The sequence below is a fragment of the Streptomyces sp. NPDC038280 genome (assembly GCF_055600045.1).
The window spans coordinates 137,315-163,386 of sequence record NZ_JBVJYZ010000008.1; the positions used below are offsets into that span (position 1 = coordinate 137,315).

Consider the following 26,072-nt stretch of genomic DNA (forward strand, 5'->3'; position numbering starts at 1 on the left):
GTCGACAAAACGACCCGCACGCGTTGGCTGGGGAGCCCACGCGCCATAATCTCGCCGGGGGACGACAGGGGAAACAGGGCGGCGAGGACGTGAGGCCATGCAGGGCACGGTGGACGGATTCAGCTACGGCCTGGTGACCCCCGTGGCCGCCTACCTCATGGCCTGTCTCGGCGGTGCGCTCGGCCTGCGCTGCACCATCAGGTCCCTCCGGACCCACGGCTCCTTCAAACCCGGCTGGCTGGCGCTGGGCGCCACGTCCATCGGCAGCGGCATCTGGACGATGCACTTCATCGCCATGATGGGCTTCACCGTCGAGGAGGCGCCCCTCACCTACGACCGGCCGATCACCTTCGCCAGCCTCGGCGTCGCGATCGTCATGGTCGGCATCGGCATCTTCATCGTCGGCTACCGGGGCGCGACCCCGCTGGCCCTGGTCACCGGCGGCACCATCACGGGTCTGGGGATCGCCACCATGCACTATCTGGGCATGGCTGGAATGCGGCTTCAGGGGCAGGTCGAGTACGACACCCTCACCGTCGCCATGTCCGTGGTCATCGCCGTCGTCGCGGCCACCTCGGCGCTCTGGGCCGCCGTCTCCGTCCACGGCTTCCTGGCGAGTCTGGGCGCCAGCCTGGTGATGGGCCTCGCGGTCAGCGGCATGCACTACACGGCCATGGCCGCGGTCAGCGTCCACCTGCACGGCGCCGCCCCCGGCGGCAGCGGCGACACCGCCGCCGGGCTCATCGCCCCGATGCTGGTCGGCCCCGCGGTCTTCCTGCTGGTCGCCGCCGTGGTCGTGATGGTCGATCCGCTGTTGGTGACGGGGGACCGGCGCAATTCCCCGCGCGCGGACCTCCGCCCCGGGGTCCCCGCGCAGCGCCGGCCCCAGGCGTACGGAGAGCCCGCCAACTGGTCGGCGTCCCGCTCCGCCGGCCGCTCCGGGGGCCCTGTCCGCGGCCGCGCCTCACGCCGCGCCGACCATCGCCCGCGCGACCACTGACGGACGCCTCCGGGGTGCCGCGCGGCCCGGAGGGGACGCCCGGACGGGCGATCGCCGCCCGACTGTCAGTGGGGGGTCGTACGGTGGTTGCATGCGGCCCGTTTCCAAGATCGAACGCACGGTGGCGCCTTTCGAGGTCGTCAGCCCCTACCAGCCCAGCGGCGACCAGCCGGCGGCCATCGCCGACCTGGAGCGACGCATCCGCGCGGGTGAGAAGGACGTCGTCCTGCTCGGCGCCACCGGCACCGGCAAGTCGGCGACCACCGCCTGGATGATCGAGAAGCTCCAGCGCCCCACCCTGGTGATGGCGCCGAACAAGACGCTGGCCGCCCAGCTGGCCAACGAGTTCCGTGAGCTCCTGCCGAACAACGCCGTCGAGTACTTCGTCTCGTACTACGACTACTACCAGCCCGAGGCGTACGTCCCTCAGTCGGACACCTACATCGAGAAGGACTCCTCGATCAACGAGGAGGTCGAGCGGCTGCGCCACTCGGCGACCAACTCCCTGCTGACCCGCCGGGACGTCGTCGTGGTCGCCTCCGTCTCCTGCATCTACGGCCTCGGCACGCCGCAGGAGTACGTGGACCGGATGGTCCCCCTCAAGGTCGGCGAGGAGATCGACCGCGACCAGCTGCTGCGCCGCTTCGTCGACATCCAGTACACCCGCAACGACGTGGCGTTCGCGCGCGGCACCTTCCGGGTCCGGGGTGACACCATCGAGATCTTCCCGGTCTACGAGGAGCTGGCTGTCCGGATCGAGATGTTCGGCGACGAGATCGAGGCGCTGTCCACGCTCCACCCGCTCACCGGCGAGGTGATCAGCGAGGACCGCGAGCTGTACGTCTTCCCCGCCAGCCACTACGTCGCCGGCCCCGAGCGCATGGAGAAGGCGGTCAACGGCATCGAGCGCGAGCTGGAGGAGCGCCTCGCCGAGCTCGACAAGCAGGGCAAGCTCCTGGAGTCCCAGCGGCTGCGCATGCGCACCACCTACGACATCGAGATGATGCGGCAGATCGGCTCCTGCTCCGGCATCGAGAACTATTCGATGCACTTCGACGACCGCGCGCCCGGCTCCGCCCCCAACACGCTCCTCGACTACTTCCCCGAGGACTTCCTCCTCGTCATCGACGAGTCGCACGTCACCGTCCCGCAGATCGGCGCGATGTACGAGGGCGACGCCTCCCGCAAGCGGACCCTCGTCGACCACGGCTTCCGCCTGCCGTCCGCCCTCGACAACAGGCCGCTGAAGTGGGAGGAGTTCCAGCAGCGGATCGGCCAGACGGTCTATCTCTCCGCCACCCCCGGACAGTACGAACTCTCCCGGGGCGACGGTTTCGTCGAGCAGATCATCCGGCCCACCGGTCTCGTGGACCCCCAGGTCGTCGTCAAGCCCACCGAGGGCCAGATCGACGATCTCGTGCACGAGATCCGGCTGCGCACCGAGAAGGACGAGCGGGTCCTGGTCACCACGCTCACCAAGAAGATGTCCGAGGACCTCACGGACTACTTCCTCGAACTGGGCATCCAGGTCCGTTACCTGCACAGCGACGTCGACACCCTGCGCCGCATCGAGCTGCTGCGCGAACTGCGCTCCGGAGAGTACGACGTCCTCGTCGGCATCAACCTGCTCCGCGAGGGCCTCGACCTGCCCGAGGTGTCCCTGGTCGCCATCCTCGACGCCGACAAGCAGGGCTTCCTGCGCTCCGGCACCTCCCTGATCCAGACCATCGGCCGCGCGGCGCGCAATGTCTCGGGCCAGGTCCACATGTACGCGGACACGGTCACCCCGGCGATGGAGAAGGCCATCGACGAGACCAACCGCCGCCGGGAGAAGCAGATCGCGTACAACACGGCCAACGGCATCGACCCGCAGCCGCTCCGCAAGAAGATCAACGACATCGTGGCGACCATCGCCCGCGAGGAGATCGACACCGAGGAGCTCCTCGGCACCGGCTACCGCCAGACGAAGGACGGCAAGGGAGCCAAGGCCCCCGTGCCGTCGCTGGGCGCGCACGCCACCAAGCGCGGCAGGGCCGCGAGCAAGGGCGAGATCGTCAGCGACCGCCCCGCCGCCGAACTGGCCGGAATCATCGAGGAGATGACCGACCGGATGCGTGCCGCGGCCGCCGAGCTGCAGTTCGAGGTCGCCGCGCGGCTGCGCGACGAGGTCGGCGAGCTGAAGAAAGAGCTGCGCCAGATGAGGGAGGCGGGGCTCGCCTGACGCCGTGAAGCCGGTGCTGTGTTGCAAGACCGACACAAAAACGGACGGTACCTGCTGCGGTGTCAGTGGCCCTGCGTAGGGTGCTGCCAACCGCATGCGGAGACACGCCCGCGGGGGATCGCAACGAGAGGGGACAGCGCGTGACGGTCAATATGACCAAGGGTCAGGCCATCAGCCTGGAGAAGCGGGGCGGAGGCACCCTTACCGCGGTACGGATGGGTCTCGGCTGGCAGGCGGCCCCGCGCCGCGGCCTGTTCGGCTCCCGCACCCGGGAGATCGACCTGGACGCGTCAGCGGTGCTGTTCGCCGACAAGCAGCCGGTGGACGTGGTCTTCTTCCGCCACCTCGTCAGTGATGACGGCTCGGTGCGCCACACCGGGGACAACCTGGTGGGCGGCGCGGGCCAGGGCGGCGACGACGAGGCGATCCTCGTCGACCTGCCCCGGGTCCCGGTCCACATCGACCAGATCGTCTTCACGGTGAACTCCTTCACCGGCCAGACGTTCCAGGAGGTGCAGAACGCCTTCTGCCGCATCGTCGACGAGACCAACGGCCAGGAGCTCGCGCGCTACACCCTGGACGGCGGCGGCCAGTACACCGCGCAGATCATGGCGAAGGTGCACCGCGACGGAGCCGGCTGGAAGATGACGGCCCTGGGCAACCCGGCCAACGGGCGCACCTTCCAGGACCTGATGCCGGCGATCCTGCCGCACCTGTAGGACGGCCCACGCCGTACACGCAGCTCCCGGAGGCGGCAGGCCGTCGGGAGCTGCGCTGCTCGACCGAACGAACGAGGGGGACAGAGGCGATGACGGCCGAGCTGGTCCGGGGGCAGAACCACCCCCTGCCGCACACCCGACTGGAGATCCGGGTCTCGGCGGGCCATCCGGTGGTCGCCGGTGCCACCCTCGGCGACGAGGACGGCACGGTGGTCGGCCCCGAATGGATCGCCCACCCCGGCTCACCGGCGCTGCCCGGGATCGAGGTCTCCCAGCAGGCCGCCGCCGACCACCGGCTCGCCCTGGACCTCGGCGCGCTGCCCGGGGGCGTCCACCGGGTGACCGTCCTGCTCGCCCTGCCCGTGGGTGTCGGCGGCCCGGTCCGCTTCGGCGACGTCGCCGCGCCCTTCGTGGCGGTCACCGGTCTCGACGGCGACGAGGTCGCCACGTACACGATCACCGGCCTGACCGCCGAGTCCGCCGTCGTCGCCATGGAGCTGTACCGCCGTCAGGGCGCCTGGAAGGTCCGCGCGGTCGGCCAGGGGTACGACGGCGGGCTCGCCGCGATGCTCCAGGACCAGGGCGTGGAGCGGTCCGCCGAGATCGCGACGAGCATCCTGGAGGCGGTCGCCCGGGGGATGGCGCGCTCGGTCTCGGCGCCCCCTCCCCGCGTCCCGGAGGCGGACCGGGTCCGCCACTCCGCGCCGGTCGCGGGCTCCGACCACCAGGGCGGACGGCCGGGTGGCACGACCGGGCAGCACACCCAGCCCCTGCCCACGCAGCCCGCCGACGCCGCCACGGTCCCCGCGGACGTCCCCCAGCCCGCCTCGGCACCAGGCGGCCCCGTCGACTACGCGCACCCGCGCCGCCAGGCCGCCGCGCCTCCGACGCCGCCGCCCACCGTGCCGCCCGCGCCCCCCGGGCAGCCGCCCGTGCCGGTCGCGGGCGACGCCACCGGCTGGTCCATGGACGAGCGGCTCTACAACCAGGTCTGGGGCATGTTCGAGGACCTGGCCCGCACCACGGCCGCGTACCGCAGCGCCCTCGACTTCGCCGAATCCCGGATGGACCAGGAGCTCGACCGCGTCCTGTCCGATCCGCGCAGCCGCATCGGCACCAGTGGGGACGAGGCCCGCTCCGCGGCCCGCGCCAAGCACGACGAGCTCACCGAGCGCGCCCGCGAGGCGCTGGACCGCGATCTCGCGCAGCTGGCCGCCGAGGCCGAGGTCGTCGAGCCCGCGCTCCCGGCCCCGTACGCCCGCTGGGACAACCCGGTCTGGCACGCCTACCGCGTTCCCATGGAGATCCCGATGGCGCTGCGTCTCGGCGATCTCCACCTCCCCGAGTGCCCGGACCTGCGAATCCCGATGCTCGTACGGCTCCCGCTGGAGCGCGGGCTGTGGGTCGACAGCGGACGCGGCCACTCGGAGGCGGCCGCCTTCATGGACGAGGCCCAGCTGCGCCGGCTCGCCATGGACACGGCCGTCTCCCATGCCGCCCGGCTGCTCGCGGTCTACCCGGCCGGCGAGTTCACCGTCCATGTCATCGACCCGGCCGGTTCCGCCGCCGCCTCGCTCGCTCCCCTCACCGACACCGGTGTGCTGGACGGCCCTCCGGCCTCCGGCGCGGCGGGCGTCGCGGCGGTGCTGGCCAAGCTGACCGAGCGGGTCGATCTGGTGCAGATGGCGATCCGCGCGGGAGCCGCCGACTCGCTGCCGCCCGGCCTGGACACCGCCGAGCAGCTGCTGATCGTCAACGACTTCCCGCACGGCTTCGACGACCGGTGCGTCACCCAGCTCCGCTATCTCGCCGACGAGGGCCCCGCCGTCGGCGTCCATCTGATGATGGTCGCCGACCGGGAGGACGCCTCCGCATACGGCCCGGTCCTCGACCCGCTCTGGCGCTCCCTGCTGCGCATCACCCCCGTCCCCGACGACCACCTCGCCGACCCCTGGGTGGGGCACGCCTGGACGTACGAGCCGGCGGTCCCCCCGCCGGGCAGTGAGGTCCTCCGCCAGGTTCTGGCCCAGGTCGCCGAGGCCCGTCGGGTATGGGGCCGCTGACCTGGTCATTTGAGCTCTCTTTACCCTCGTCTTTACCGTTTCTTGGTTCTTCCGGTAATGTGCTTGGTGCGGAGGGGAGTACTCCCGACTGCGGCGTTCCCGTCAATACGGACAGACGACATCGGTCTGATCCCGGGGCGCCGGCCCGGATCCCGGGTGGAAGAGACCTCCGGCAGCGACGACGCTGATCACGAGCCGTACGACGCCGGAGGCGCAGTGGACGTTTCAATGACCCTGTGGGTGCTGACCATTCTTGGTCTGTCCGCCCTGATAGCGATCGACTTCCTCATCGGGCGCAAGCCCCATGACGTGTCGATCAAGGAAGCCGGTACCTGGACGGTCGTCTGGATCGTCCTCGCCGCCCTCTTCGGCCTGGGCCTGCTGTTCTTCGGCGACAGCCAGGCGTCCGGCGAGTTCTTCGCCGGCTTCATCACCGAGAAGTCGCTCAGTGTCGACAACCTCTTCGTCTTCGTCCTGATCATGGCGAAGTTCTCGGTGCCGTCCCACCTCCAGCAGCGGGTGCTGCTGATCGGTGTGCTGATCGCACTCGTCCTGCGCGCCGTCTTCATCGCCGCCGGCGCCGCGATCATCGCCAGCTTCGCCTGGGTCTTCTACATCTTCGGCGCGTTCCTCATCTTCACCGCCTGGAAGCTCATCCAGGAGGCGCGCAGCGACGAGGGCGAGGAGGAGTTCGAGGAGAACCGTCTCCTCAAGTCCATCGAGAAGAAGTTCGGCGTCGCCGACAAGTACCACGGCACCAAGCTCTTCCTCCAGGTCAACGGCAAGCGGGTGCTGACGCCGCTGATGGTCGTCATGCTCGCGATCGGCACCACGGACGTGCTGTTCGCCCTGGACTCCATCCCGGCGATCTTCGGCCTCACGCAGGACCCGTACATCGTCTTCACCGCCAACGCCTTCGCCCTGATGGGTCTGCGCCAGCTGTACTTCCTCATCGGTGGTCTGCTGAAGAAGCTGGTCCACCTCAGCTACGGCCTGTCGGTGATCCTCGGCTTCATCGGAGTGAAGCTGGTCCTGCACGCCCTGCACGAGTCGGGGGTGCACGTCCCGGAGATCTCCATCCCCTTCTCGCTCGCCGTCATCTGCGGCGTCCTGGTCATCACGACGATCACGAGCCTCATCGCCTCCAAGAGGCAGGCGGAGCGCGAAGCCGCCGAGGAGGCCACCAAGGCGTCCGTCGACGCCTGACCGGCACGACACACAACGCACCGGGGCCGGTGCGGGCGGCACACCACCGCCCGCACCGGCCCCGGGGCCTTCACCGCCCGCCTCACACCGGCGCGGCCTCCCGGGGCTCGGCCTCGACCCGTACCGGCCGGGTCTCCGGCAGCAGCGCGAAACACCCGAGGCTCAGCAGCGCCACGACCGTCAGATAGGCAGCCACCCCCCACGGCGGCCCGCTGCCGCCCGAGGCCGCCGTCGCCACGATCGGGGTCAGCGCACCGCCCAGGACGCCCGCCAGGTTGTAGCCGACGGCCGCCCCGGTGCAGCGCACCCTCGGCTCGTACAGCTCCGGCACGTACGCCCCCACCACCGAGAACATGGTGATGAACGCGAGCATCGAGCCGAGGAAGCCGAGGAACATCAGCACCGGCTCGGCGGTGTGCAGCAGCGCCACCATCGGGAACATCCACAGCGCCGACGCCGCACACCCCGTCAGACACAAGGGCCGGCGCCCGTAGCGGTCGCCCAGCATCGCGACGAACGGCGTCACCGCGCCCTTGATCGCCACCGCTGCCATGACGCAGACCAGCATCACCGTGCGGCTCACCCCCAACTGCTCGGTGCCGTACGCCAGCGCCCACGTCGACACCGCGTAGAACACCGCGTAGCCGACCGCGAGCGCCCCGGCCGTCAGCAGCACCAGCCGCCAGTGGCCGCGCGCCACCTCCGCCAGCGGCGCGCTCGCCCGGCCGCCCGACGCGGCCAGCTCCGTGAACTGCGGCGTCTCCTTCAGCGACGACCGGAGCAGCAGCCCGCCCGCGGCCAGCAGCCCGGCCGCCCAGAACGGGACCCGCCAGCCCCACTCACGGAACTGGGCGTCCGTCAGCCCCGCCGACAGCGCCAGCATCACCCCGTTCGCGAGCAGAAACCCGACCGGGGGACCGATCTGCGGAAAGCTCGCCCACAGCGCCCGCCGCCGCTCCGGGGCGTGCTCGGCGGTGAGCAGGACGGCGCCGCCCCACTCGCCGCCGAGGCCGAGGCCCTGCAGGAACCGCAGCACCAGGAGCAGCACGGGCGCGCCGACGCCCAGCGTCGCGTACGAGGGGACAAAGCCCACCGCGACCGTGGCGACACCGGTCAGCAGCAGCGAGGCGAACATGACGGGGCGTCGCCCGTGGCGGTCACCGATGTGCCCGAAGAGGGCGGAACCGAGCGGACGCGCGACGAAACCGACGGCGAACGTGCCGAAGGCCGCCAGCGTCCCGGCGACCGGCGAGAACGTCGGAAAGAACAGCGGCCCCAGAACGAGGGCCGCGGCGGTGCCGTACACGAAGAAGTCGTAGAACTCGACGGCGGTCCCGGCGAGCGAGGCGGCAGCCAGTCGCCTCATGGACGGGGAGGAGGACGGGGACGAGGACGGGGATGGACACGGAGTGTGACTGTTGGGCATGTCGCGCCAACTACCCGTGCGGCCCAGCGGTTACGGGGGCGTACGGAAGCGCACGCCCCCACCGGCCGCGCCCCGGGGTCACCAGCCCCGTGCGTGCCACTCCGGCAGCTTCGGCCGCTCGTCACCGAGCGTCGTGTCCTTGCCGTGGCCCGGGTACACCCATGTCTCGTCCGGAAGCACCTCGAACAGCTTGGTCTCCACGTCGTGGATCAGGCTGGCGAACGCTTCGGGGTCCTTCCAGGTGTTGCCGACCCCGCCGGGGAAGAGGCAGTCACCGGTGAAGACATGGGGGTGGCCGTGCGGGTCGTCGTAGACCAGCGCGATCGAGCCGGGCGTGTGCCCCACCAGATGCCGTGCGGTGAGCTCGACCCGGCCGACCCGGATCGTGTCGCCGTCGGACACCAGGACGTCGGTGGGGACGGGGATGCCCTCGGCGTCGTACTCCCCGGCATGGGTCCGCGCCCCGGTCGCCGCCACGACCTCCGCCAGCGCCTGCCAGTGGTCACCGTGGCGGTGGGTGGTGACGACGGACGCGATGCCGTCGTCACCGATCAGCCGGAGCAGCGTCTGCGCCTCGTTGGCCGCGTCGATCAGCAGCTGTTCGCCGGTGGCCCGGCAGCGCAGCAGATAGGAGTTGTTGTCCATCGGGCCGACGGCGACCTTCGAGATCATCAGATCGGCCAGCTCGTGCACGTCCGCCGGCCCGCCGACCCTCACCGCACCGCTGTATGTCATGGGGGCAGCGTACTCAGCCGACTACAGAGGCGGCAGCGCGGGCAGCGTGCCGCCCGTGGCCTCCAGGTCCGAGCCGTCGCGGCGGCCGCACAGCCAGCCGAGGAGGGCGGGGGCCGAGCCCCGCACCCCGACCGTCGGACCCTCCGCGCCGCCGCCCGTGGTCCAGACGCGGCCGTCGTCGCTGGAGAGGCCGGTCGACGGCACGTCCTTGTGGTCACGGAAACGCTCGCAGAGGAAGTCGATCTCCCGTTCCACGAACTCCGCCGGCAGGTCCTCCAGCTCGTAGCCGACTCCCAGGTCGACATGGTGCAGCTCGACCTCGACGAGGCGGCGGAAGGGGACGCGGGCGGCCCGGTCGGTGACTCCGTTGCGGAGTTCGACGGTCCGGTCCCAGTCGGCCGGGACGCGGCCCTCGGCGTCGAAGCGGGCGGCGGTCTCACGTACGTCGTCGAGCTGGGCGTCGAGCGGCCTGGGCGCGTCGCGCTCGATGTCGGCGTCGCGCGTCGCGGCGTCGGCGTACATGGGAAGGCCGCGCAGAACGTTCACCAGGGCGTCGGCGTTGCGGGCGACGTGCGCCAGCACATGGCCGCGCGTCCAGCCCGGGAGCCGTGACGGCTCGCCCACCGAAGCGTTGTCCAGCTTGGCGGCTGCGCTGAGGAGCCGCTCGGTCGCTTCCCGTACAGAAGCCAGGTCATGCGCATGGTCGATCATGGCGCCGACGATAGCGCTGCCACTCATTCGGGTGAAGGTGGCAGAGCGCGGCCGTAAATCGAATGCGCGTGCTATACGCTCGGTAGAGGCATCAGGCATCCTTGGTTGTTGGACTTCATCCTCCGGCGGCCCCCATGGACCCGATACGGCTCACTCGAGCCCGTGCCGATCCAGGACGGGGCTGTGCCCCCGCTTCTCTCAAGAAAGGTGCGGACCGGCGTGGCCGACCGTCTCATCGTTCGTGGCGCTCGCGAGCACAATCTCAAGAACGTCTCGCTCGACCTCCCGCGTGACTCCCTCATCGTCTTCACCGGGCTCTCGGGGTCGGGCAAGTCCTCCCTCGCGTTCGACACGATCTTCGCCGAGGGGCAGCGCCGCTACGTGGAGTCGCTCTCCTCCTACGCCCGTCAGTTCCTCGGCCAGATGGACAAGCCGGACGTGGACTTCATCGAAGGCCTCTCGCCGGCGGTCTCCATCGACCAGAAGTCGACCTCGCGCAACCCGCGCTCCACGGTCGGCACCATCACCGAGGTCTACGACTACCTGCGCCTGCTCTTCGCGCGCATCGGCAAGCCGCACTGCCCCGAGTGCAACCGCCCCATCTCCCGCCAGTCGCCCCAGGCCATCGTCGACCGCGTTCTGGAGCTGCCCGAGGGCAGCCGGTTCCAGGTCCTCTCCCCGCTGGTGCGCGAGCGCAAGGGTGAGTTCGTCGATCTCTTCGCCGACCTCCAGACCAAGGGCTACAGCCGCGCGCGTGTCGACGGCCAGACCATCCAGCTCAGCGAGCCGCCCACGCTCAAGAAGCAGGAGAAGCACACCATCGAGGTGGTCGTCGACCGCCTCACCGTCAAGGACAGCGCCAAGCGCCGGCTCACCGACTCCGTCGAGACCGCGCTGGGTCTCTCCGGCGGCATGGTCGTCCTGGACTTCGTCGACCTCCCCGAGGACGACCCCGAGCGCGAGCGGATGTACTCGGAGCACCTGTACTGCCCGTACGACGACCTGTCCTTCGAGGAGCTGGAGCCGCGCTCCTTCTCCTTCAACTCGCCCTTCGGCGCCTGCCCCGACTGCACCGGCATCGGCACGCGCATGGAGGTCGACCCCGAGCTGATCGTCCCCGACGAGGACAAGTCGCTCGACGACGGCGCCATCCACCCCTGGTCCCACGGCCACACCAAGGAGTACTTCGGCCGGCTGATCGGCGGGCTCGCCCAGGCCCTCGGCTTCCGTACGGACATCCCGTTCGCCGGCCTGCCGCAGCGGGCCCGCAAGGCCCTGCTCTACGGCCACAAGACCCAGGTCGAGGTCCGTTACCGCAACCGGTACGGGCGCGAGCGCGCCTACACCACCCCCGCCTTCGAAGGCGCCGTCTCGTTCGTCAAGCGGCGGCACACGGAGGCCGAGAGCGACTCCAGCCGTGAGCGCTTCGAGGGGTACATGCGCGAGGTGCCCTGCCCCACCTGTGAGGGCACCCGCCTCAAGCCGATCGTCCTGGCGGTCACGGTGATGGACAAGTCCATCGCCGAGGTCTCCGCCATGTCCATCAGCGACTGCGCCGAGTTCCTCGGCCGCCTCACGCTGAACGCCCGCGACAAGAAGATCGCCGAGCGGGTCCTCAAGGAGGTCAACGAGCGACTGCGGTTCCTCGTCGACGTCGGCCTGGACTACCTCTCCCTCAACCGGGCCGCCGGCACGCTCTCCGGTGGCGAGGCCCAGCGCATCCGGCTCGCCACCCAGATCGGCTCCGGCCTGGTCGGCGTGCTGTACGTGCTGGACGAGCCGTCCATCGGCCTCCACCAGCGCGACAACCACCGGCTGATCGAGACCCTCGTCCGGCTCCGCGACATGGGCAACACGCTCATCGTCGTCGAGCACGACGAGGACACCATCAAGGTCGCCGACTGGGTGGTCGACATCGGCCCCGGCGCGGGCGAGCACGGCGGAAAGGTCGTGCACTCCGGGTCCCTGAAGGAGCTGCTGGCCAACAAGGAGTCGATGACCGGGCAGTACCTCTCGGGGAAGAGGTCCATCCCGACGCCCGACATCCGCAGGCCCATGGACCCCTCCCGCCGCCTCACCGTGCACGGTGCCCGTGAGAACAACCTGCGGGACATCGACGTGTCGTTCCCGCTCGGTGTGCTGACGGCCGTCACCGGTGTCTCCGGCTCGGGCAAGTCCACGCTGGTCAACGACATCCTCTACACCCACCTGGCCCGCGAGCTGAACGGCGCGAAGTCGGTGCCCGGCCGGCACACCCGGGTGGACGGTGACGACCTCGTCGACAAGGTCGTCCACGTCGACCAGTCGCCGATCGGCCGCACGCCCCGCTCCAACCCGGCGACGTACACCGGCGTCTTCGACCACGTCCGCAGGCTCTTCGCCGAGACGATGGAGGCGAAGGTCCGGGGCTACCTCCCGGGCCGGTTCTCCTTCAACGTCAAGGGCGGCCGCTGCGAGAACTGCTCCGGCGACGGCACCATCAAGATCGAGATGAACTTCCTGCCCGACGTGTACGTCCCGTGCGAGGTCTGCCACGGTGCGCGCTACAACCGGGAGACCCTGGAAGTCCACTACAAGGGCAAGTCCATCGCCGAGGTACTGGACATGCCGATCGAGGAGGCCCTGGACTTCTTCGAGGCCGTCCCGACCATCGCCCGTCACCTGAGGACGCTCCACGAGGTCGGTCTCGGCTATGTCCGCCTCGGCCAGTCCGCGCCGACCCTCTCGGGCGGCGAGGCGCAGCGCGTCAAGCTCGCCTCCGAGCTCCAGAAGCGTTCCACCGGCCGTACGGTCTACGTCCTGGACGAGCCGACCACGGGTCTGCACTTCGAGGACATCTCCAAGCTCATCAAGGTGCTGTCCAACCTGGTCGACAAGGGCAACACGGTGATCGTCATCGAGCACAACCTGGACGTCATCAAGACGGCGGACTGGGTCGTCGACATGGGCCCGGAGGGCGGCAGCGGCGGCGGTCTCGTCATCGCCGAGGGCACCCCCGAGGAGGTCGCGGGCGTCCCCGCGAGCCACACCGGCAAGTTCCTGCGGGACATCCTCGACGTGAACCGCATCAGCGACGCGGCCATCCCGGCGGCGCGGAGCCGGTCCAAGGCGGCCGCCAAGAAGACGGTCGCGGCGAAGGCGCCGGCGAAGAAGACGGCGACGGCGAAGACGGTCAAGACCGCGAACTCGACCCCGGTCAAGAAGACGGTCAAGGCCCGCAAGGCCTGAGCCCGCAAGGCCTCAGAGGCCAGGGCCCGCAAGGCCCGAGACGTCCTGTCGCGGGCCGCCCCGGAGCTTTCCGGGGCGGCCCGCGACGGCCGTTTCGGGGAAGCACGGGGGAGGCCCGGCGCCCGGGCCTTGTCTCTCGGATCCTGCTGGGTCGGTCCCCGAGAGGGGCGCCCTAGCTGCCCATCTCCGACGCGTACGGCGGCTCCGCCCCCGCGCGTGAGCAGGTGACCGCGGCCGCCCGCGCCGCGTACGACAGCAGGTCCCGCCAGGCCGGCGCGCCCAGGGCGCCGGCGTCACGCCCCGCCAGCCCGTGCAGCAGCGCCGCGTTCACCGTGTCGCCCGCGCCGATCGTGTCCACGACCCGCACCGGGGCCGCCGTCACCGTCACCGTCACGTGCCGGGTCACCACCGTCAGCCCCGCGGCGCCCCGCGTCAGCACCACCGCCGACGGGCCCCTGGTGAGCCATTCCTCGGGTGAGCCGCCCAGCCACCGCGCGTCCTCCTCGGACAGCTTCAGCAGTGACACGGACGGCAGCCAGCTCCTGAACCGCGCCCGATACGCCTCCGCGTCCGGGATGAGGCCCGGCCGGACATTGGGATCGAGCAGGGTGAAGACCCCGCGCTCGGACTCCCGCCGCAGCAGTGCCTCGTACGCGCTCGCTCCAGGCTCCAGCACCAGCGAGCACGTGCCGAACGCCATCGCCTCCACCCCCTGCGGGAGCCGCGCCGGCAGTGCGAAGAGCCGGTCGGCCGTGCCCTCGGCATAGAAGCCGTAGCCCGCCGAACCGTCCACGCCGACCGAGGCGACCGCCAGCGTCGTCGGCTCCGGGCCGCGCTGGACGAGGGAGGTCGTCACGCCCGCTGCCCGCAGACCGCCCATCAGCGCCTGTCCGAAGGCGTCGATGGAGACGCGCGAGCAGAAGGCCACCTCGGCGCCGAGGCGGCCGAGCGCCACCGCCGTGTTGTACGGGCCGCCGCCGAGCCTGGGCACCAGCGGCGGCAGGGGAGCGGCGGACGCCCCCTGCGGGACCAGATCGATCAAGGACTCACCGGCGACGACGATCACGAGCGTGAACGTAGCCCATCGCTCCGGGGCGGAACAGCCCCGCCCCGAGCGCCGCCGTCACCCGCCGGTATCGTCGACGAGGTCATCTCGAAGCGGCTGACACCTCGACGCCGCTGACACCCGACAACCGATCCGCACCGTGGAGCTCACATGTCCGGCCAGTCGCCCGCCCGCCGTACCGTGCTGAAAGGCGCAGCCCTCGCCGGAGCGGCCGGACTGGGCGTCGCCGCCTGCTCCACCGAGTCCAAACTGGGCCACGCCCAGACGCCCACGCCGAACGCGCCGGTGACCCTCGGCGCCCCGGACGAGGTTCCGGTCGGCGGCGCGAAGCTCTACGCCGAGCAGCGGGTGGTCGTGAGCTGCCCGGCGAAGGGCCAGTACAAGGCCTTCAGCGCCCAGTGCACGCACGCGGGCTGCCTCCTCGACAAGGTCGAGGGCACGGAGGGGAACTGCCCCTGCCACGGCAGCCGCTTCGACGTCACCACCGGCAAGGCGCTGCACGGCCCGGCGACCGTGCCGCTGCCCGAGGTCCCGGTCGTCGTCAAGGACGGCAAGCTGGTGGCCGGCCCCGACGCGTAGCCGCCGTCGCCCGGCGCCCGCAGACCCGCGGCCGGACGCCGCCCAGGCCTCACCGCCGGTGCCGGCCCGCAGACCCGCGGACCGGACGCCGCCCAGGCCTCACCGCCGGTACCGACCCTCAGCCCTTCACTCCCGAACCTTCAGTCCCAGGCCCAGTCGATCCCCAGGATCCCCGGCCGCACGCCCTGCTCCACCAGATGCACGGTCCGGTGCCGCCCGCTGAGCGTCAGGTCGGAGCGGGCGCCGCGCGGTGCCCCCGCCGACATCTGCGCGAAGCGCCGGCACCGCACCGGCAGCGCCGTCTCGTCGAACCTGACCTGCAGGACGTACTGGCCGCCCGCGAAGCTGAACCCGCGCACGTACTCCGTGCTCGCCCCGGCCGTCCCGTCCTCGAAGCCGTACGAGAAGAGATACGTCTCCCCGGCCCGCAGCCGGGCGTCGAAGAGCAGCTCCGCGACGACGACCCCGGTCTCGCCGTGTCGCCGGACCCGGCCTGTCCGGCAGTTCTCCACGGCCCGCACGTCCACCCTCGACGGATCACAGCCCGGATCCCCGTGGTGGATGGCGAGGTAGCGGTCGACGCCGTCCCGGTGGGCGCGCACCAGATGCTGCGATTCGCGTCCCACCAGCTCGCGCCGCGCCCCGATCCGTACCCGCTCGTGGTGGCCCACCGTGTGCAGCCCGCCGTCCACCGGCGACTCCAGCTCGGCGAGGAGCTGCTCGACGGCGCCCGACGCCTCCACCAGAGAGCGGTACGAACGGGTCGCCGGCCGCTCCACCTCGGGGCGCCCGCCCTCCCCGGTGAGCAGCCGGAGCAGCGAGTTCACGGGGAGCTGGAGCACCTCCTCCAAGGCGCGTACGGCCTTCAGGGACTCGGGTCGCTGGGGGCGGCGCGCGCCCTGCTGCCAGTAACTCAGGCTCGTCACCCCCACCTTGACGCCCCGGTGCGCGAGATGGTGCTGGACCCGCTGGAGGGGGAGCCCGCGCACCGCCAGCGCCGTGCGCAGCGCCAGATGGAACGGCCCGGTGTGCAGGACCTGCACAAGGTCGGCTTCGGTGTGCCCCATGGGGACTCCTCAGTGAACGTTCACGACGGGCCGGCGTGACGCTGCGCCGCTGAGGGTGGGGGTGCAGGTGGGCCGGGGGCAACTGTTCACACGGTGGTTGAACCGTTCACAGTGTGATGTCACCCAGCATTGAAGCGTGTTGACCTGCTCCCGACAACGCCTGATGCTCCTCACCAGCGTCCGGACGCGCTCCTCCACCCCCACCCCCCCGCTTCGGGAGGAACGCGATGCGCAAGAGAACAGACCGACCAGGAGGGCTTTCCCTCGCGGCGCTGCTCGCCGTGGCCCTCTTCACCCTGCCGACCGCCACGGCGACCGCCGCCACCTCAGGCTCCACCGCCGCCACCCACGGCGTCACCCCGTCCGCAGCCGGCACCGCCGCCGGCCCGGCGAGCGACGACCTGTCCGCCCTCGCCCAGAAGCGCCTTGACATCACCATGCAGGCCCAGCAGAAGACCAATTGGTGCTGGGCGGCCGCCGGAAACACCATCGCCACCTGGTTCGGCCGCGGTTACAGCCAGAACCAGTTCTGCAACGCCGCCTTCAACCGCCAGCAGGGCTCCGAGTGCCCCAACAACCAAGCCACCCTCGGCAATGTGCAGAACGGCCTCAGCTGGGCGGGCATCAGCCCCGGCTCGTACGTCACCGGCTGGCTGCGCTACTCGACCGTGCAGACCGAGATCAACAACAGCCGGCCCATCGAGACCCGGATCCAGTGGTCCGGCGGCGGCGGTCACATGCACGTGATCTACGGCTACGACGACGCCAACAGCTGGGTCTACTGGGGCGACCCGTGGCCCTCCAGCGACCGCTACAACTGGGCCTCCCACGCCTGGTACGTCGACAACAGCTCCTTCTCCTGGACCCACTCGCTCTACCGGATAGGGGCGTGAGCGTGATGACCGGACGTTCCGCAGCCGGCGCCGCCGCGGTCGCCGCCGTACTCCTCGGCCTCGCCGCTCCGGCCGCCGCCGCGGCCGCACCGCCGCCCGCCCCCACGCCCCGGGCCGCGGCCGCCTCGCCCGAGGCGCTGGACACCCTCTCCCGGTTCTTCGCCCGCGACGGTGCGGTGGCCAGGGCCGCCGCCCAGCCCCGCATCGAGGGCGCGACGGTCCCGGTGCGCTTCCTCTCCGCGGACTTCGTCGCGGGCAAGCCCGGTGCGCCCGTCGCCGAGCTGCAGTTCTACGCCGCCGCGGCCGTCTCGTCGGACGGACAGCGGGCGTCGGTCTGGACCGCCCGGCAGGGCGCCGGATGGCAGGTCGTGAACATCGCCACCGGCGACGACGAGACGCGCTACGCGGCGCTGGGCGCCCGCAGGCTCCCCGGCGGGACGGTCTTCCGCGAGCCGCAGATCGACGCCTGGTACGTCCACAAGGGAGTGAAGGTGCTCCCGCTGGACGAGGACGCCGTCCGCGCGGTGGGCGCCAACGGCACCACCCTCACCGCCTACCGGGCCCGGGTGACCAAGGCCTACGCCGACAAGCTCCCCGGCTCCGCGTACGCGAAGAAGGGAATGGCGGGCGGCTACGACCGGCCGGACTCCGACACCGCCCCGGCGGTCACCCTCGCCTCGGCCACCGCCGGCGCCGTCGTCGCCCTCGCCCTGATCGCCACCGCCGCCCGGCGCCGCCGCACCGCCTCGCCGAGCTGACCCGAGCCCGGGCGGGGCGCCCCCCACCCCACCGGGACCGTCCCGAGGGGCGCCCCTCCCGGCACTCCGCCGGCGCCCGGCACGGCGGGCCGCGACTCCCCTCGCGGCCCGCCGTGCCGGGCGGCCGCCCCCGCCCATTCCCGCCGCCCGCCCCCGCCCATCCCCGCTGCCGGCTCCCACCCATCCCCCCCGAGGTGTCAGCCCTCGCAAGTAGGGTGTGGGACATGGCAGACCCCTCCAGCTACCGCCCCAAGCCGGGACAGATCCCCGACTCGCCGGGGGTCTACAAATTCCGTGACGAGCACCGCCGGGTGATCTACGTCGGGAAGGCGAAGTCCCTGCGCCAGCGGCTCGCCAACTACTTCCAGGACCTGGCGGGCCTGCACCCGCGCACGCGCACCATGGTCACCACGGCCGCGTCCGTGGAGTGGACCGTGGTGTCCACCGAGGTCGAGGCGCTCCAGCTCGAGTACTCCTGGATCAAGGAGTTCGACCCCCGGTTCAACGTCAAGTACCGCGACGACAAGAGCTACCCCTACCTCGCGGTCACGCTGAACGAGGAGTTTCCCCGCGTCCAGGTCATGCGCGGCCACAAGAAGAAGGGCGTGCGCTACTTCGGGCCGTACGGCCACGCCTGGGCGATCCGCGAGACCGTCGACCTGATGCTGCGCGTCTTCCCCGTGCGTACGTGCTCCGCCGGGGTGTTCAAGAACGCCGCCCGCACCGGACGCCCCTGTCTCCTCGGCTACATCGGCAAGTGCTCGGCGCCCTGCGTCGGCCGGGTCAGCCCCGACGAGCACCGCGAACTGGCCGAGGAGTTCTGCGACTTCATGGCCGGCCGCACCGGCACATACATCCGCCGTCTGGAGAAGGACATGATGGCGGCCGCCGAGGAGATGGAGTACGAGCGGGCGGGCCGGCTCCGCGACGACATAGGGGCTCTCAAGAGGGCCATGGAGAAGAGCGCCGTCGTCCTCGCCGACGCCACCGACGCCGACCTGATCGCCGTCGCCGAGGACGAGCTCGAAGCCGCCGTGCAGATCTTCCACGTCCGCGGCGGCCGGGTGCGCGGCCAGCGCGGCTGGGTCACCGACAAGGTCGAGGCGGTCGACACGGCGGGCCTGGTCGAGCACGCCCTCCAGCAGCTGTACGGCGAGGAGAGCGGCGACGCGGTCCCCAAGGAGGTCCTGGTCCCGGCGCTCCCCGAGGACGCCGACGCCGTCACCCAGTGGCTCACCGGCCGCCGCGGCTCCCTCGTGTCCCTGCGCATCCCGCAGCGCGGCGACAAGAAGGACCTGATGGCGACCGTCGCGCGCAACGCGCAGCAGGCGCTCGTCCTGCACAAGACCAAGCGGGCCAGTGACCTCACCACCCGCTCCCGCGCCCTCGAGGAGATCGCGGACGCCCTCGCCCTGGACTCGGCGCCGCTGCGCATCGAGTGCTTCGACATCTCGCACCTCCAGGGCGAGGACGTCGTCGCGTCCATGGTCGTCTTCGAGGACGGGCTGCCCCGCAAGAGCGAGTACCGGCGCTTCCAGATCAAGGGCTTCGAGGGCCAGGACGACGTCCGCTCGATGCACGAGGTGCTCACCCGCCGCTTCAAGCGCTACATCGCCGAGAAGGAGAAGACCGGCGAATGGGGTCTCCCCGCCGAAGGCAGGGGACGGACGGCCGAGGACGGCGAGGAGCCCGGTGAGCTCTCCCTCGGCGGCGAGGTGCCGGCCGGACCGCTCGAGGACGACGGCAGGCCGAAGCGGTTCGCGTACCCGCCGCAGCTCGTCGTGGTCGACGGCGGACAGCCCCAGGTGGCCGCCGCCCAGCGCGCCTTGGACGAGCTCGGCATCGACGACATCGCCGTCTGCGGTCTCGCCAAGCGCCTGGAGGAGGTCTGGCTCCCGGGCGACGACGACCCGGTCGTCCTGCCCCGCTCCAGCGAGGGGCTGTATCTGCTCCAGCGGGTCCGTGACACGGCTCACGACTTCGCCATCCGCTACCAGCGCACCAAGCGCCACAAGCGCCTGCGGACGAGCCCCCTGGACGCGATCCCCGGCCTCGGCGACACCCGCAAGCGTGCGCTCATCAAGCATTTCGGCTCGGTGAAGCGCCTGCGACAGGCGACAATCGAGCAGATCTGTGAGGTCCCGGGCATGGGCCGCAAGACGGCCGAAGCCGTGGCCGTGGCTCTCGCACAGGCGGCCCCGGCCGCGCCCGCCGTGAATACGGCAACAGGAGAGATCATTGAAGACGACGGGGGCAGCACAGCATGACTGAGCACGACCGAGAAGACGGAGCAGGAGACGTGAGTACGGGCACGAAGGAGGCCGGTGGGGCCGCCGAGGCGGCCATCCCCGAGCTGGTGATCATCTCCGGTATGTCGGGCGCGGGCCGCAGCACCGCGGCGAAGTGCCTGGAGGACCTCGGCTGGTTCGTCGTCGACAACCTGCCCCCCGCGCTGATCCCCACCATGGTGGAGCTCGGCGCCCGCTCCCAGGGCAACGTCGCCCGGATCGCCGTCGTCGTGGACGTCCGCGGCCGGCGCTTCTTCGACAACCTCAGGGAGTCCCTCGCCGACCTCGAGTCCAAGCAGGTCACCCGGCGGATCGTCTTCCTGGAGTCGTCCGACGAGGCGCTGGTCAGGCGCTTCGAGTCGGTCCGCCGCCCGCACCCCCTGCAGGGCGACGGCCGGATCGTGGACGGCATCGCCGCCGAGCGCGACCTGCTGCGCGAGCTGCGCGGCGACGCCGACCTGGTGATCGACACCTCCAGCCTCAACGTCCACGAGCTGCGCGCCAAGATGGACGCCCAGTTCGCCGGCGACGAGGAGCCCGAGCTGCGGGCCACCGTCATGTCCTTCGGCTTCAAGTACGGCCTGCCCGTCGACGCGGACCTCGTCGTCGACATGCGGTTCCTGCCGAACCCCCACTGGGTCCCCGAGCTGCGCCCCTTCACCGGGCTCAACGAGGAGGTCTCGGCGTATGTCTTCAACCAGCCGGGCGCCAAGGAGTTCCTGGACCGCTACACCGAACTGCTCCAGCTGATCGCCGCGGGCTACCGCCGCGAGGGCAAGCGGTACGTGACGATCGCCGTCGGCTGCACGGGCGGCAAGCACCGCTCCGTCGCCACCTCCGAGAAGCTCGCCGCCCGGCTCGCGTCGGAAGGGGTCGAGACCGTCGTCGTCCACCGGGACATGGGGCGCGAGTGAAGCCGTACCGTCGGCGTACGAGCACCCTGTCGGTCCGTACGCTCCGCAGGCGCGGCGCCCAGCCCAAGGTCGTCGCGCTCGGCGGCGGCATGGGCCTGTCGGCCTCGCTCGCCGCCCTGCGCCGCATCACCGGCGACCTGACCGCCGTGGTCACGGTCGCCGACGACGGGGGCTCCAGCGGCCGGCTCCGGGAGGAGCTCGGCGTCCTGCCCCCCGGCGACCTGCGCAAGGCCCTCGCCGCGCTGTGCGGCGACGACGACTGGGGCCAGACCTGGGCCAGGGTCATCCAGCACCGCTTCCAGTCCCAGGGCGACCTGCACGAGCACGCGGTCGGCAATCTGCTGATCGTGGCCCTCTGGGAGCAGCTGGGCGACCACGTGCAGGCCCTGGACCTGGTCGGCAGGCTCCTCGGCGCGCACGGCCGGGTGCTGCCGATGTCCGCCGTGCCACTGGAGCTCCAGGCCCTGGTCAGGGGCCACGACCCGGCGCGCCCGGACGAGGTCGACACGGTCCGGGGACAGGCGACGGTCGCGCTCACCCCCGGTGAGGTGCAGTCCGTGCACCTGGTCCCGAACGACCCGCCCGCCGTGCCGGAGGCCGTCGCCGCGGTCCTCGACGCGGACTGGGTGGTGCTCGGCCCCGGCTCCTGGTTCTCCTCGGTGATCCCGCACCTCCTGGTGCCCGAGCTGCTCGACGCCCTCGTCGAGACGAAGGCCCGCCGGGTCCTGTCCCTGAACCTCGCGCCGCAGCCCGGAGAAACCGAGGGGTTCTCTCCGCAGCGTCATTTGGAGGTTTTGGGGCGACACGCCCCTAAACTCGCCCTGGACGTGGTGTTGGCCGACGAGGCCGCCGTGCCCGACCGGGAGTCCCTCATAGACGCCGCCAGGCGGCTCGGCGCCGCGGTCGAGCTGGCGCCGGTCGCCCGGTCCGACGGCTTCCCGAAGCACGACCCGGAGCTGTTGGCCGCCGCGTACGACCGTATTTTTCGGATGCATGGAAGGATCGGCCCATGGCGATGACGGCAGCGGTGAAGGACGAGATCTCCCGGCTCCCCGTCACCCGGACCTGCTGCAGAAAGGCGGAGGTCTCGTCGATCCTGCGGTTCGCGGGCGGGCTGCACCTGGTGAGCGGCCGCATCGTGATCGAGGCGGAGCTGGACACCGCGATGGCGGCCCGCCGCCTCAAGCGCGACATTCTGGAGATCTTCGGGCACAGCTCGGAGCTGATCGTGATGGCCCCCGGCGGCCTGCGGCGCGGCTCCCGCTTCGTGGTACGGGTGGTGGCGGGCGGTGACCAGCTGGCCCGGCAGACCGGACTGGTCGACGGCCGCGGCCGCCCGATCCGCGGGCTTCCCCCGCAGGTCGTGTCGGGTGCCACGTGCGACGCGGAGGCCGCGTGGCGCGGCGCGTTCCTGGCGCACGGCTCGCTGACCGAGCCGGGCCGCTCGTCCTCGCTGGAGGTCACCTGCCCCGGCCCGGAGGCGGCGCTCGCCCTCGTCGGCGCGGCCCGCAGGCTGTCGATCCCGGCGAAGGCCCGTGAGGTACGGGGCGTGGACCGCGTGGTCGTACGGGACGGGGACGCGATCGGCGCGCTGCTGACCCGGCTCGGTGCGCACGACTCGGTGCTGGCTTGGGAGGAGCGGCGGATGCGCCGCGAGGTCCGTGCCACCGCCAACCGCCTCGCCAACTTCGACGACGCCAACCTGCGCCGTTCGGCGCGGGCCGCGGTCGCCGCGGGCGCCCGGGTGCAGCGTGCCCTGGAGATCCTCGCGGACGAGGTGCCCGAGCACCTCGCGGCCGCGGGGCGGCTGCGGATGGAGCACAAGCAGGCGTCCCTGGAGGAGCTGGGCGCGCTCGCGGACCCGCCGCTGACGAAGGACGCGGTGGCCGGCCGTATCCGCCGCCTCCTCGCGATGGCCGACAAGCGGGCGCAGGACCTGGGGATCCCCGGCACCGAGTCCAACCTCACGGAGGAGCTGGACGACAGCCTGGTCGGCTGAGGCGGACGCCGACGCCGTAGAGGGGGCTCTCCGTGCCGGAGGGCCCCCTCTCCGCCAGGGTCTCCAGCCTGGAGAGCTCCTGTCCCGCAGCGCTCAACACGCCCCGTCGCGCTCCCACTTGACGTGTCGTCCACGGGGTCCTGACACCCTGTTCGCGGCCTTGACATGATCATGGACTGTCAAGAGCCTGGCGTCTGTCCACTCCCGTGGCACACAACAGCAAGGGGGGCTCATGAGACGCAGAGCGAGATCGATCCTCGCCGCGGCTTCACTGCTGATCGCCGGACTCGCGGCGGCACCCGCCGCCGGTGCCCAGCAGAGCAACGACGACGGGGGCGCCGACGCCCTCTCCGTATGGCGGGCGCAGGTCGGCAAGGAGCAGGTGCCGCTGCTGCTCGAGGCCGGGACCGACGGGCACGAGCTGAGCGAGCAGGTGCCCGCGAGCGGCACCGCCACCGTCGAGCTGTACCTGACCGACAAGCAGGCCGGGCAGCTGCGCGCCAAGGGGCTCCGCCTGTCCGAGCACTCCCTCTCCGCCCGGGCCGAGAAGCGCGTCGCCGCCGCCGGTGACGGTGTCTTCCGCCCGTACGGCGGCGAGAACGGCCTCAAGCGGGAGATCCTCGCGACCGCGCAGGCCAACCCCGGCCTCACCAAGGTCGTCAGCATCGGCAAGACCCTCAAGGGGCAGGACATCCTCGCGCTCAAGCTCAGCAAGGGCGCCAAGAAGTCCAGGGACGGCTCCAAGCCCGCCACGCTCTACATGTCCAACCAGCACGCCCGCGAGTGGATCACCCCCGAGATGACCCGCCGGCTGATGCACTACTACCTCGCCAACTACGGCAAGGACCAGCGCGTCACCCGCATCGTCGACTCCACCGAGCTGTGGTTCGTGCTCTCCGCCAACCCGGACGGCTACGACTACACCCACTCCCCGGACGGCGATCGCCAGTGGCGCAAGAACCTCCACGACAACAACGGCGACGGGAGGATCACGCCGGGGGACGGCGTCGACCTCAACCGTAACTTCGCCTACAAGTGGGGGTACGACAACGAGGGTTCGTCCCCCGACCCGGCCGACGAGACCTTCCGCGGCACGGGCCCGATGTCCGAGCCCGAGACGAAGGCCCTCGACGCCTTCCAGAAGCGCATCGGCTTCCAGTACGGCGTCAACTACCACTCCGCCGCCCAGCTCCTGCTGTACGGCGTGGGCTGGCAGGTCGCCACCGACACCCCCGACGACGTGGCGCTCAAGGCCCTGGCCGGCACCCCGCAGAAGTCCGCCGTCCCCGGCTACCGCCCGCAGGTCTCCTCCGAGCTCTACACCACCAACGGCGAGGCCGACGGCCACGCGGCCAACGTCAACGGGATGCAGATGTTCACCCCGGAGATGTCGACCTGCGCCACCGCGTCCCGGATCGACCCCGACGACGCCTGGAACCCGGCCGACTGCGAGTCCGTGTTCACCTTCCCGGACGACGAGAAGCTGATCCAGCAGGAGTTCGCCAAGAACATCCCCTTCGCCCTCGCCGTCGCGGAGTCCTCCGCCCACCCGGACCGGCCCGTCTCCACGACCGGCATCGAGGCCCCCGACTTCACGCCGGACGCCTTCACCACCTCCTACGCGCGTGGCGACCAGACGGTCTCCGTCACCGCCCGCAGGTCGCTGCGCGACAAGGAGCTCAAGTACCGCGTCAACGGTGGCCGGACGCACGACGAGGACCTCAAGGCCTGGAAGGGCGGCGAGACGTACGGCGGCGACGACAACCTGTACTTCGACGAGTACCGCGGCGAGATCGAGGGGGCCGGGCCCGGCGACAAGGTCGAGGTCTGGTTCACCGCGCGCACCCGTGACGGCCGACGCACCTCGTCGACGCCGTTCACCTACACGGTCGCCGAGCGGCCGCGCGCCGACACCCTGGTGCTCGCCGAGGAGGGCGGCACCGCCGCCGCCCTGCACACCGCCGCGTACACCAAGGCACTCGCCGACAACGGGCGCAAGGCCGCCGTCTGGGACACCGCGACACAGGGCGTCCCGCACCCTCTCGGCGTCCTGAGCCACTTCCGGACCGTCGTCTGGTACACCGGCGCCAACCGCCCCTCGGTCGGGAACACCCTCGCCGTGCGCGACTTCGTCAACGAGGGCGGCAAGCTGATCAACGCGGGTGAGCAGGCCGGTGGTCTGGTCGACCTCGGCGGCGCGCTCTCCAACGACTTCGCCCAGTACTACCTCGGTGCCTACAACCGGGCCGCGCTCAAGACCCCGCCGTCCTTCGCGGGGTCGGGCCCCTTCGCGGGCAGCACGGCCACCCTCGGCCCGGTGGCCGACAACCCGCTGGACAACGCCGGCGCGTACACGGTCACCTCCGACACCCTGAAGCCGGACCGGTTCCCGCAGTTCCGCAGCTCCTCCGCGGGCGACTACCCCGGCGTCCCCACGCCCTTCGAGCCGTACGAGGGGCAGTACTTCGGCGCCGCCCGCCACGCCGACGACGCCTGGATGCGGCTCAGCCGGACGGTCGATCTGACCGGCGTCGACGCTTCGGCGGAGCCGTCGCTGAGCTTCCAGGTCAGCTATGACACCGAGGAGGGCTACGACAACCTGGTTGTCGAGGCGCACACGGTCGGCCAGGAGGACTGGACGACCCTGCCCGACGCCAACGGCGGCACGTCCGCGACCCCGCCCGCCGACTGCTCCGAGGGCTACTACGTCCGCGGACACCCCTTCCTCGCGCACTACCTGACCGTCGGCGAGGACGACTGCGCGGCCACCGGCACGAGCGGCGCCTGGAACGCCTTCACCGGCGCGTCCAACGGCTGGCAGCAGGCCTCCATGGACCTGAGCGCCTATGCGGGCAAGAAGGTCGAGCTGTCGATCTCGTACATCTCCGACCCCGGCACCAGCGAGATGGGCGCCTTCGTCGACGGCACCAAGCTGGTCGTCGGCGGCACGGACCGGGACAGCGAGGGCTTCGAGACCTCGCTCGGCGCGTGGACCGTTCCCGGCCCGCCCGCCGGCAGCCCCGGGAACGCCGGAGACTGGGCCCGCTCGGCGGGGCTCTTCCACTCCCAGGCCGCCGTCACGACCCGCGACACGGTGCTCCTCGGCTTCGGTCTGGAGCACGTACCCGGCGCCGCGGACCGGAAGCGGCTCATCGGAAAAGCGCTTGCCACGCTGCGGCGATAACGCACAGTAGTCGGG

The 26,072-nt window shown here is 71.4% G+C and carries 19 protein-coding genes; 14 read left to right on the plus strand and 5 right to left on the minus strand.

Annotation, left to right across the window (positions count from 1 at the left end):
• Positions 1 to 97: 97 nt before the first annotated feature.
• From ACZ7J0_RS18500 to ACZ7J0_RS18520, 5 genes are all read left to right on the plus strand, one after another.
• A complete protein-coding gene (locus ACZ7J0_RS18500; protein WP_470888571.1) occupies positions 98 to 1,000 on the plus strand; it encodes an MHYT domain-containing protein in 903 nt (300 codons plus the stop codon).
• Positions 1,001 to 1,091: 91 nt separating this feature from the next.
• Entirely contained in the window at positions 1,092 to 3,221 is a 2,130-nt protein-coding gene (gene uvrB / locus ACZ7J0_RS18505) for an excinuclease ABC subunit UvrB (RefSeq protein WP_470888573.1), read from the plus strand.
• Between the two features lie 140 nt (positions 3,222 to 3,361).
• Complete coding sequence (locus ACZ7J0_RS18510; RefSeq protein ID WP_468711160.1) at positions 3,362 to 3,940, plus strand: TerD family protein; 579 nt, start codon at positions 3,362 to 3,364, stop codon at positions 3,938 to 3,940.
• A gap of 89 nt (positions 3,941 to 4,029) precedes the next feature.
• Positions 4,030 to 6,003 (plus strand): TerD family protein, encoded by a 1,974-nt coding sequence (locus ACZ7J0_RS18515; protein WP_470888575.1) that lies wholly within the window; start codon positions 4,030 to 4,032, stop codon positions 6,001 to 6,003.
• A 216-nt stretch (positions 6,004 to 6,219) separates the two neighbouring features.
• Positions 6,220 to 7,209, plus strand: a complete 990-nt coding sequence (locus ACZ7J0_RS18520) for a TerC/Alx family metal homeostasis membrane protein (protein ID WP_470888861.1) — start codon at positions 6,220 to 6,222, stop codon at positions 7,207 to 7,209.
• 82 nt (positions 7,210 to 7,291) lie between these two features.
• On the opposite strand, the gene ACZ7J0_RS18525 is transcribed toward ACZ7J0_RS18520, so the two are convergent.
• The 3 genes from ACZ7J0_RS18525 to ACZ7J0_RS18535 form a co-directional block, all read right to left on the minus strand.
• Complete coding sequence (locus ACZ7J0_RS18525; protein WP_470888576.1) at positions 7,292 to 8,575, minus strand: MFS transporter; 1,284 nt, start codon at positions 8,573 to 8,575, stop codon at positions 7,292 to 7,294.
• Between the two features lie 138 nt (positions 8,576 to 8,713).
• Positions 8,714 to 9,370 (minus strand): MBL fold metallo-hydrolase, encoded by a 657-nt coding sequence (locus ACZ7J0_RS18530; protein ID WP_470888578.1) that lies wholly within the window; start codon positions 9,368 to 9,370, stop codon positions 8,714 to 8,716.
• Between the two features lie 21 nt (positions 9,371 to 9,391).
• Positions 9,392 to 10,081: a maleylpyruvate isomerase family mycothiol-dependent enzyme gene (locus tag ACZ7J0_RS18535; protein WP_470888863.1), complete on the minus strand. Its 690-nt coding sequence runs from the start codon at positions 10,079 to 10,081 to the stop codon at positions 9,392 to 9,394.
• A gap of 219 nt (positions 10,082 to 10,300) precedes the next feature.
• Between ACZ7J0_RS18535 and uvrA the strand changes: the two genes are divergently transcribed.
• Positions 10,301 to 13,309: an excinuclease ABC subunit UvrA gene (gene uvrA, locus ACZ7J0_RS18540; protein ID WP_470888580.1), complete on the plus strand. Its 3,009-nt coding sequence runs from the start codon at positions 10,301 to 10,303 to the stop codon at positions 13,307 to 13,309.
• A 172-nt stretch (positions 13,310 to 13,481) separates the two neighbouring features.
• On the opposite strand, the gene ACZ7J0_RS18545 is transcribed toward uvrA, so the two are convergent.
• A complete protein-coding gene (locus ACZ7J0_RS18545) occupies positions 13,482 to 14,375 on the minus strand; it encodes a carbohydrate kinase family protein (RefSeq protein ID WP_470888582.1) in 894 nt (297 codons plus the stop codon).
• A gap of 150 nt (positions 14,376 to 14,525) precedes the next feature.
• On the opposite strand from ACZ7J0_RS18545, the gene ACZ7J0_RS18550 reads away from it, so the two are divergent.
• Positions 14,526 to 14,954, plus strand: coding sequence for a Rieske (2Fe-2S) protein (locus tag ACZ7J0_RS18550; RefSeq protein ID WP_470888584.1), 429 nt, complete (start codon positions 14,526 to 14,528; stop codon positions 14,952 to 14,954).
• Positions 14,955 to 15,094: 140 nt separating this feature from the next.
• Here the strand turns inward: ACZ7J0_RS18550 and ACZ7J0_RS18555 are convergent, their stop codons facing one another.
• Positions 15,095 to 16,021 carry a hypothetical protein gene (locus tag ACZ7J0_RS18555; protein WP_470888586.1) on the minus strand — a complete coding sequence of 309 codons (927 nt, stop codon included), beginning with the start codon at positions 16,019 to 16,021 and terminating at the stop codon, positions 15,095 to 15,097.
• A gap of 227 nt (positions 16,022 to 16,248) precedes the next feature.
• Between ACZ7J0_RS18555 and ACZ7J0_RS18560 the strand changes: the two genes are divergently transcribed.
• The 7 genes from ACZ7J0_RS18560 (at position 16,249) to ACZ7J0_RS18590 (ending at position 26,057) form a co-directional block, all read left to right on the plus strand.
• Positions 16,249 to 16,914, plus strand: a complete 666-nt coding sequence (locus ACZ7J0_RS18560; protein WP_470888588.1) for a papain-like cysteine protease family protein — start codon at positions 16,249 to 16,251, stop codon at positions 16,912 to 16,914.
• 5 nt (positions 16,915 to 16,919) lie between these two features.
• A complete protein-coding gene (locus tag ACZ7J0_RS18565) occupies positions 16,920 to 17,672 on the plus strand; it encodes a hypothetical protein (protein WP_470888590.1) in 753 nt (250 codons plus the stop codon).
• A 224-nt stretch (positions 17,673 to 17,896) separates the two neighbouring features.
• Positions 17,897 to 19,939 carry an excinuclease ABC subunit UvrC gene (uvrC, locus tag ACZ7J0_RS18570; RefSeq protein WP_470888592.1) on the plus strand — a complete coding sequence of 681 codons (2,043 nt, stop codon included), beginning with the start codon at positions 17,897 to 17,899 and terminating at the stop codon, positions 19,937 to 19,939.
• Entirely contained in the window at positions 19,936 to 20,874 is a 939-nt protein-coding gene (rapZ, locus tag ACZ7J0_RS18575) for an RNase adapter RapZ (RefSeq protein ID WP_468711179.1), read from the plus strand. Before uvrC ends, rapZ begins: the two co-directional genes overlap by 4 nt.
• Positions 20,871 to 21,893, plus strand: a complete 1,023-nt coding sequence (locus ACZ7J0_RS18580) for a gluconeogenesis factor YvcK family protein (protein WP_470888594.1) — start codon at positions 20,871 to 20,873, stop codon at positions 21,891 to 21,893. Before rapZ ends, ACZ7J0_RS18580 begins: the two co-directional genes overlap by 4 nt.
• Complete coding sequence (gene whiA, locus ACZ7J0_RS18585) at positions 21,884 to 22,873, plus strand: DNA-binding protein WhiA (protein ID WP_468711181.1); 990 nt, start codon at positions 21,884 to 21,886, stop codon at positions 22,871 to 22,873. Before ACZ7J0_RS18580 ends, whiA begins: the two co-directional genes overlap by 10 nt.
• Positions 22,874 to 23,105: 232 nt before the next feature.
• Complete coding sequence (locus ACZ7J0_RS18590) at positions 23,106 to 26,057, plus strand: M14 family metallopeptidase (protein ID WP_470888596.1); 2,952 nt, start codon at positions 23,106 to 23,108, stop codon at positions 26,055 to 26,057.
• Positions 26,058 to 26,072 lie beyond the last annotated feature (15 nt).

Excerpts from the sequence above, each read along its gene's own strand:
- uvrB (WP_470888573.1), top strand. The coding sequence starts at position 1,092 with ATGCGGCCCGTTTCCAAGATCGAACGCACGGTGGCGCCTTTCGAGGTC.
- ACZ7J0_RS18530 (WP_470888578.1), bottom strand. The coding sequence starts at position 9,370 with ATGACATACAGCGGTGCGGTGAGGGTCGGCGGGCCGGCGGACGTGCAC.
- ACZ7J0_RS18560 (WP_470888588.1), top strand. The coding sequence starts at position 16,249 with ATGCGCAAGAGAACAGACCGACCAGGAGGGCTTTCCCTCGCGGCGCTG.
- rapZ (WP_468711179.1), top strand. The coding sequence starts at position 19,936 with ATGACTGAGCACGACCGAGAAGACGGAGCAGGAGACGTGAGTACGGGC.
- ACZ7J0_RS18535 (WP_470888863.1), bottom strand. The coding sequence starts at position 10,081 with ATGATCGACCATGCGCATGACCTGGCTTCTGTACGGGAAGCGACCGAG.
- ACZ7J0_RS18565 (WP_470888590.1), top strand. The coding sequence starts at position 16,920 with ATGACCGGACGTTCCGCAGCCGGCGCCGCCGCGGTCGCCGCCGTACTC.
- ACZ7J0_RS18500 (WP_470888571.1), top strand. The coding sequence starts at position 98 with ATGCAGGGCACGGTGGACGGATTCAGCTACGGCCTGGTGACCCCCGTG.
- whiA (WP_468711181.1), top strand. The coding sequence starts at position 21,884 with ATGGCGATGACGGCAGCGGTGAAGGACGAGATCTCCCGGCTCCCCGTC.
- ACZ7J0_RS18525 (WP_470888576.1), bottom strand. The coding sequence starts at position 8,575 with ATGAGGCGACTGGCTGCCGCCTCGCTCGCCGGGACCGCCGTCGAGTTC.
- ACZ7J0_RS18555 (WP_470888586.1), bottom strand. The coding sequence starts at position 16,021 with ATGGGGCACACCGAAGCCGACCTTGTGCAGGTCCTGCACACCGGGCCG.
- ACZ7J0_RS18515 (WP_470888575.1), top strand. The coding sequence starts at position 4,030 with ATGACGGCCGAGCTGGTCCGGGGGCAGAACCACCCCCTGCCGCACACC.
- ACZ7J0_RS18550 (WP_470888584.1), top strand. The coding sequence starts at position 14,526 with ATGTCCGGCCAGTCGCCCGCCCGCCGTACCGTGCTGAAAGGCGCAGCC.
- uvrC (WP_470888592.1), top strand. The coding sequence starts at position 17,897 with ATGGCAGACCCCTCCAGCTACCGCCCCAAGCCGGGACAGATCCCCGAC.
- ACZ7J0_RS18590 (WP_470888596.1), top strand. The coding sequence starts at position 23,106 with ATGAGACGCAGAGCGAGATCGATCCTCGCCGCGGCTTCACTGCTGATC.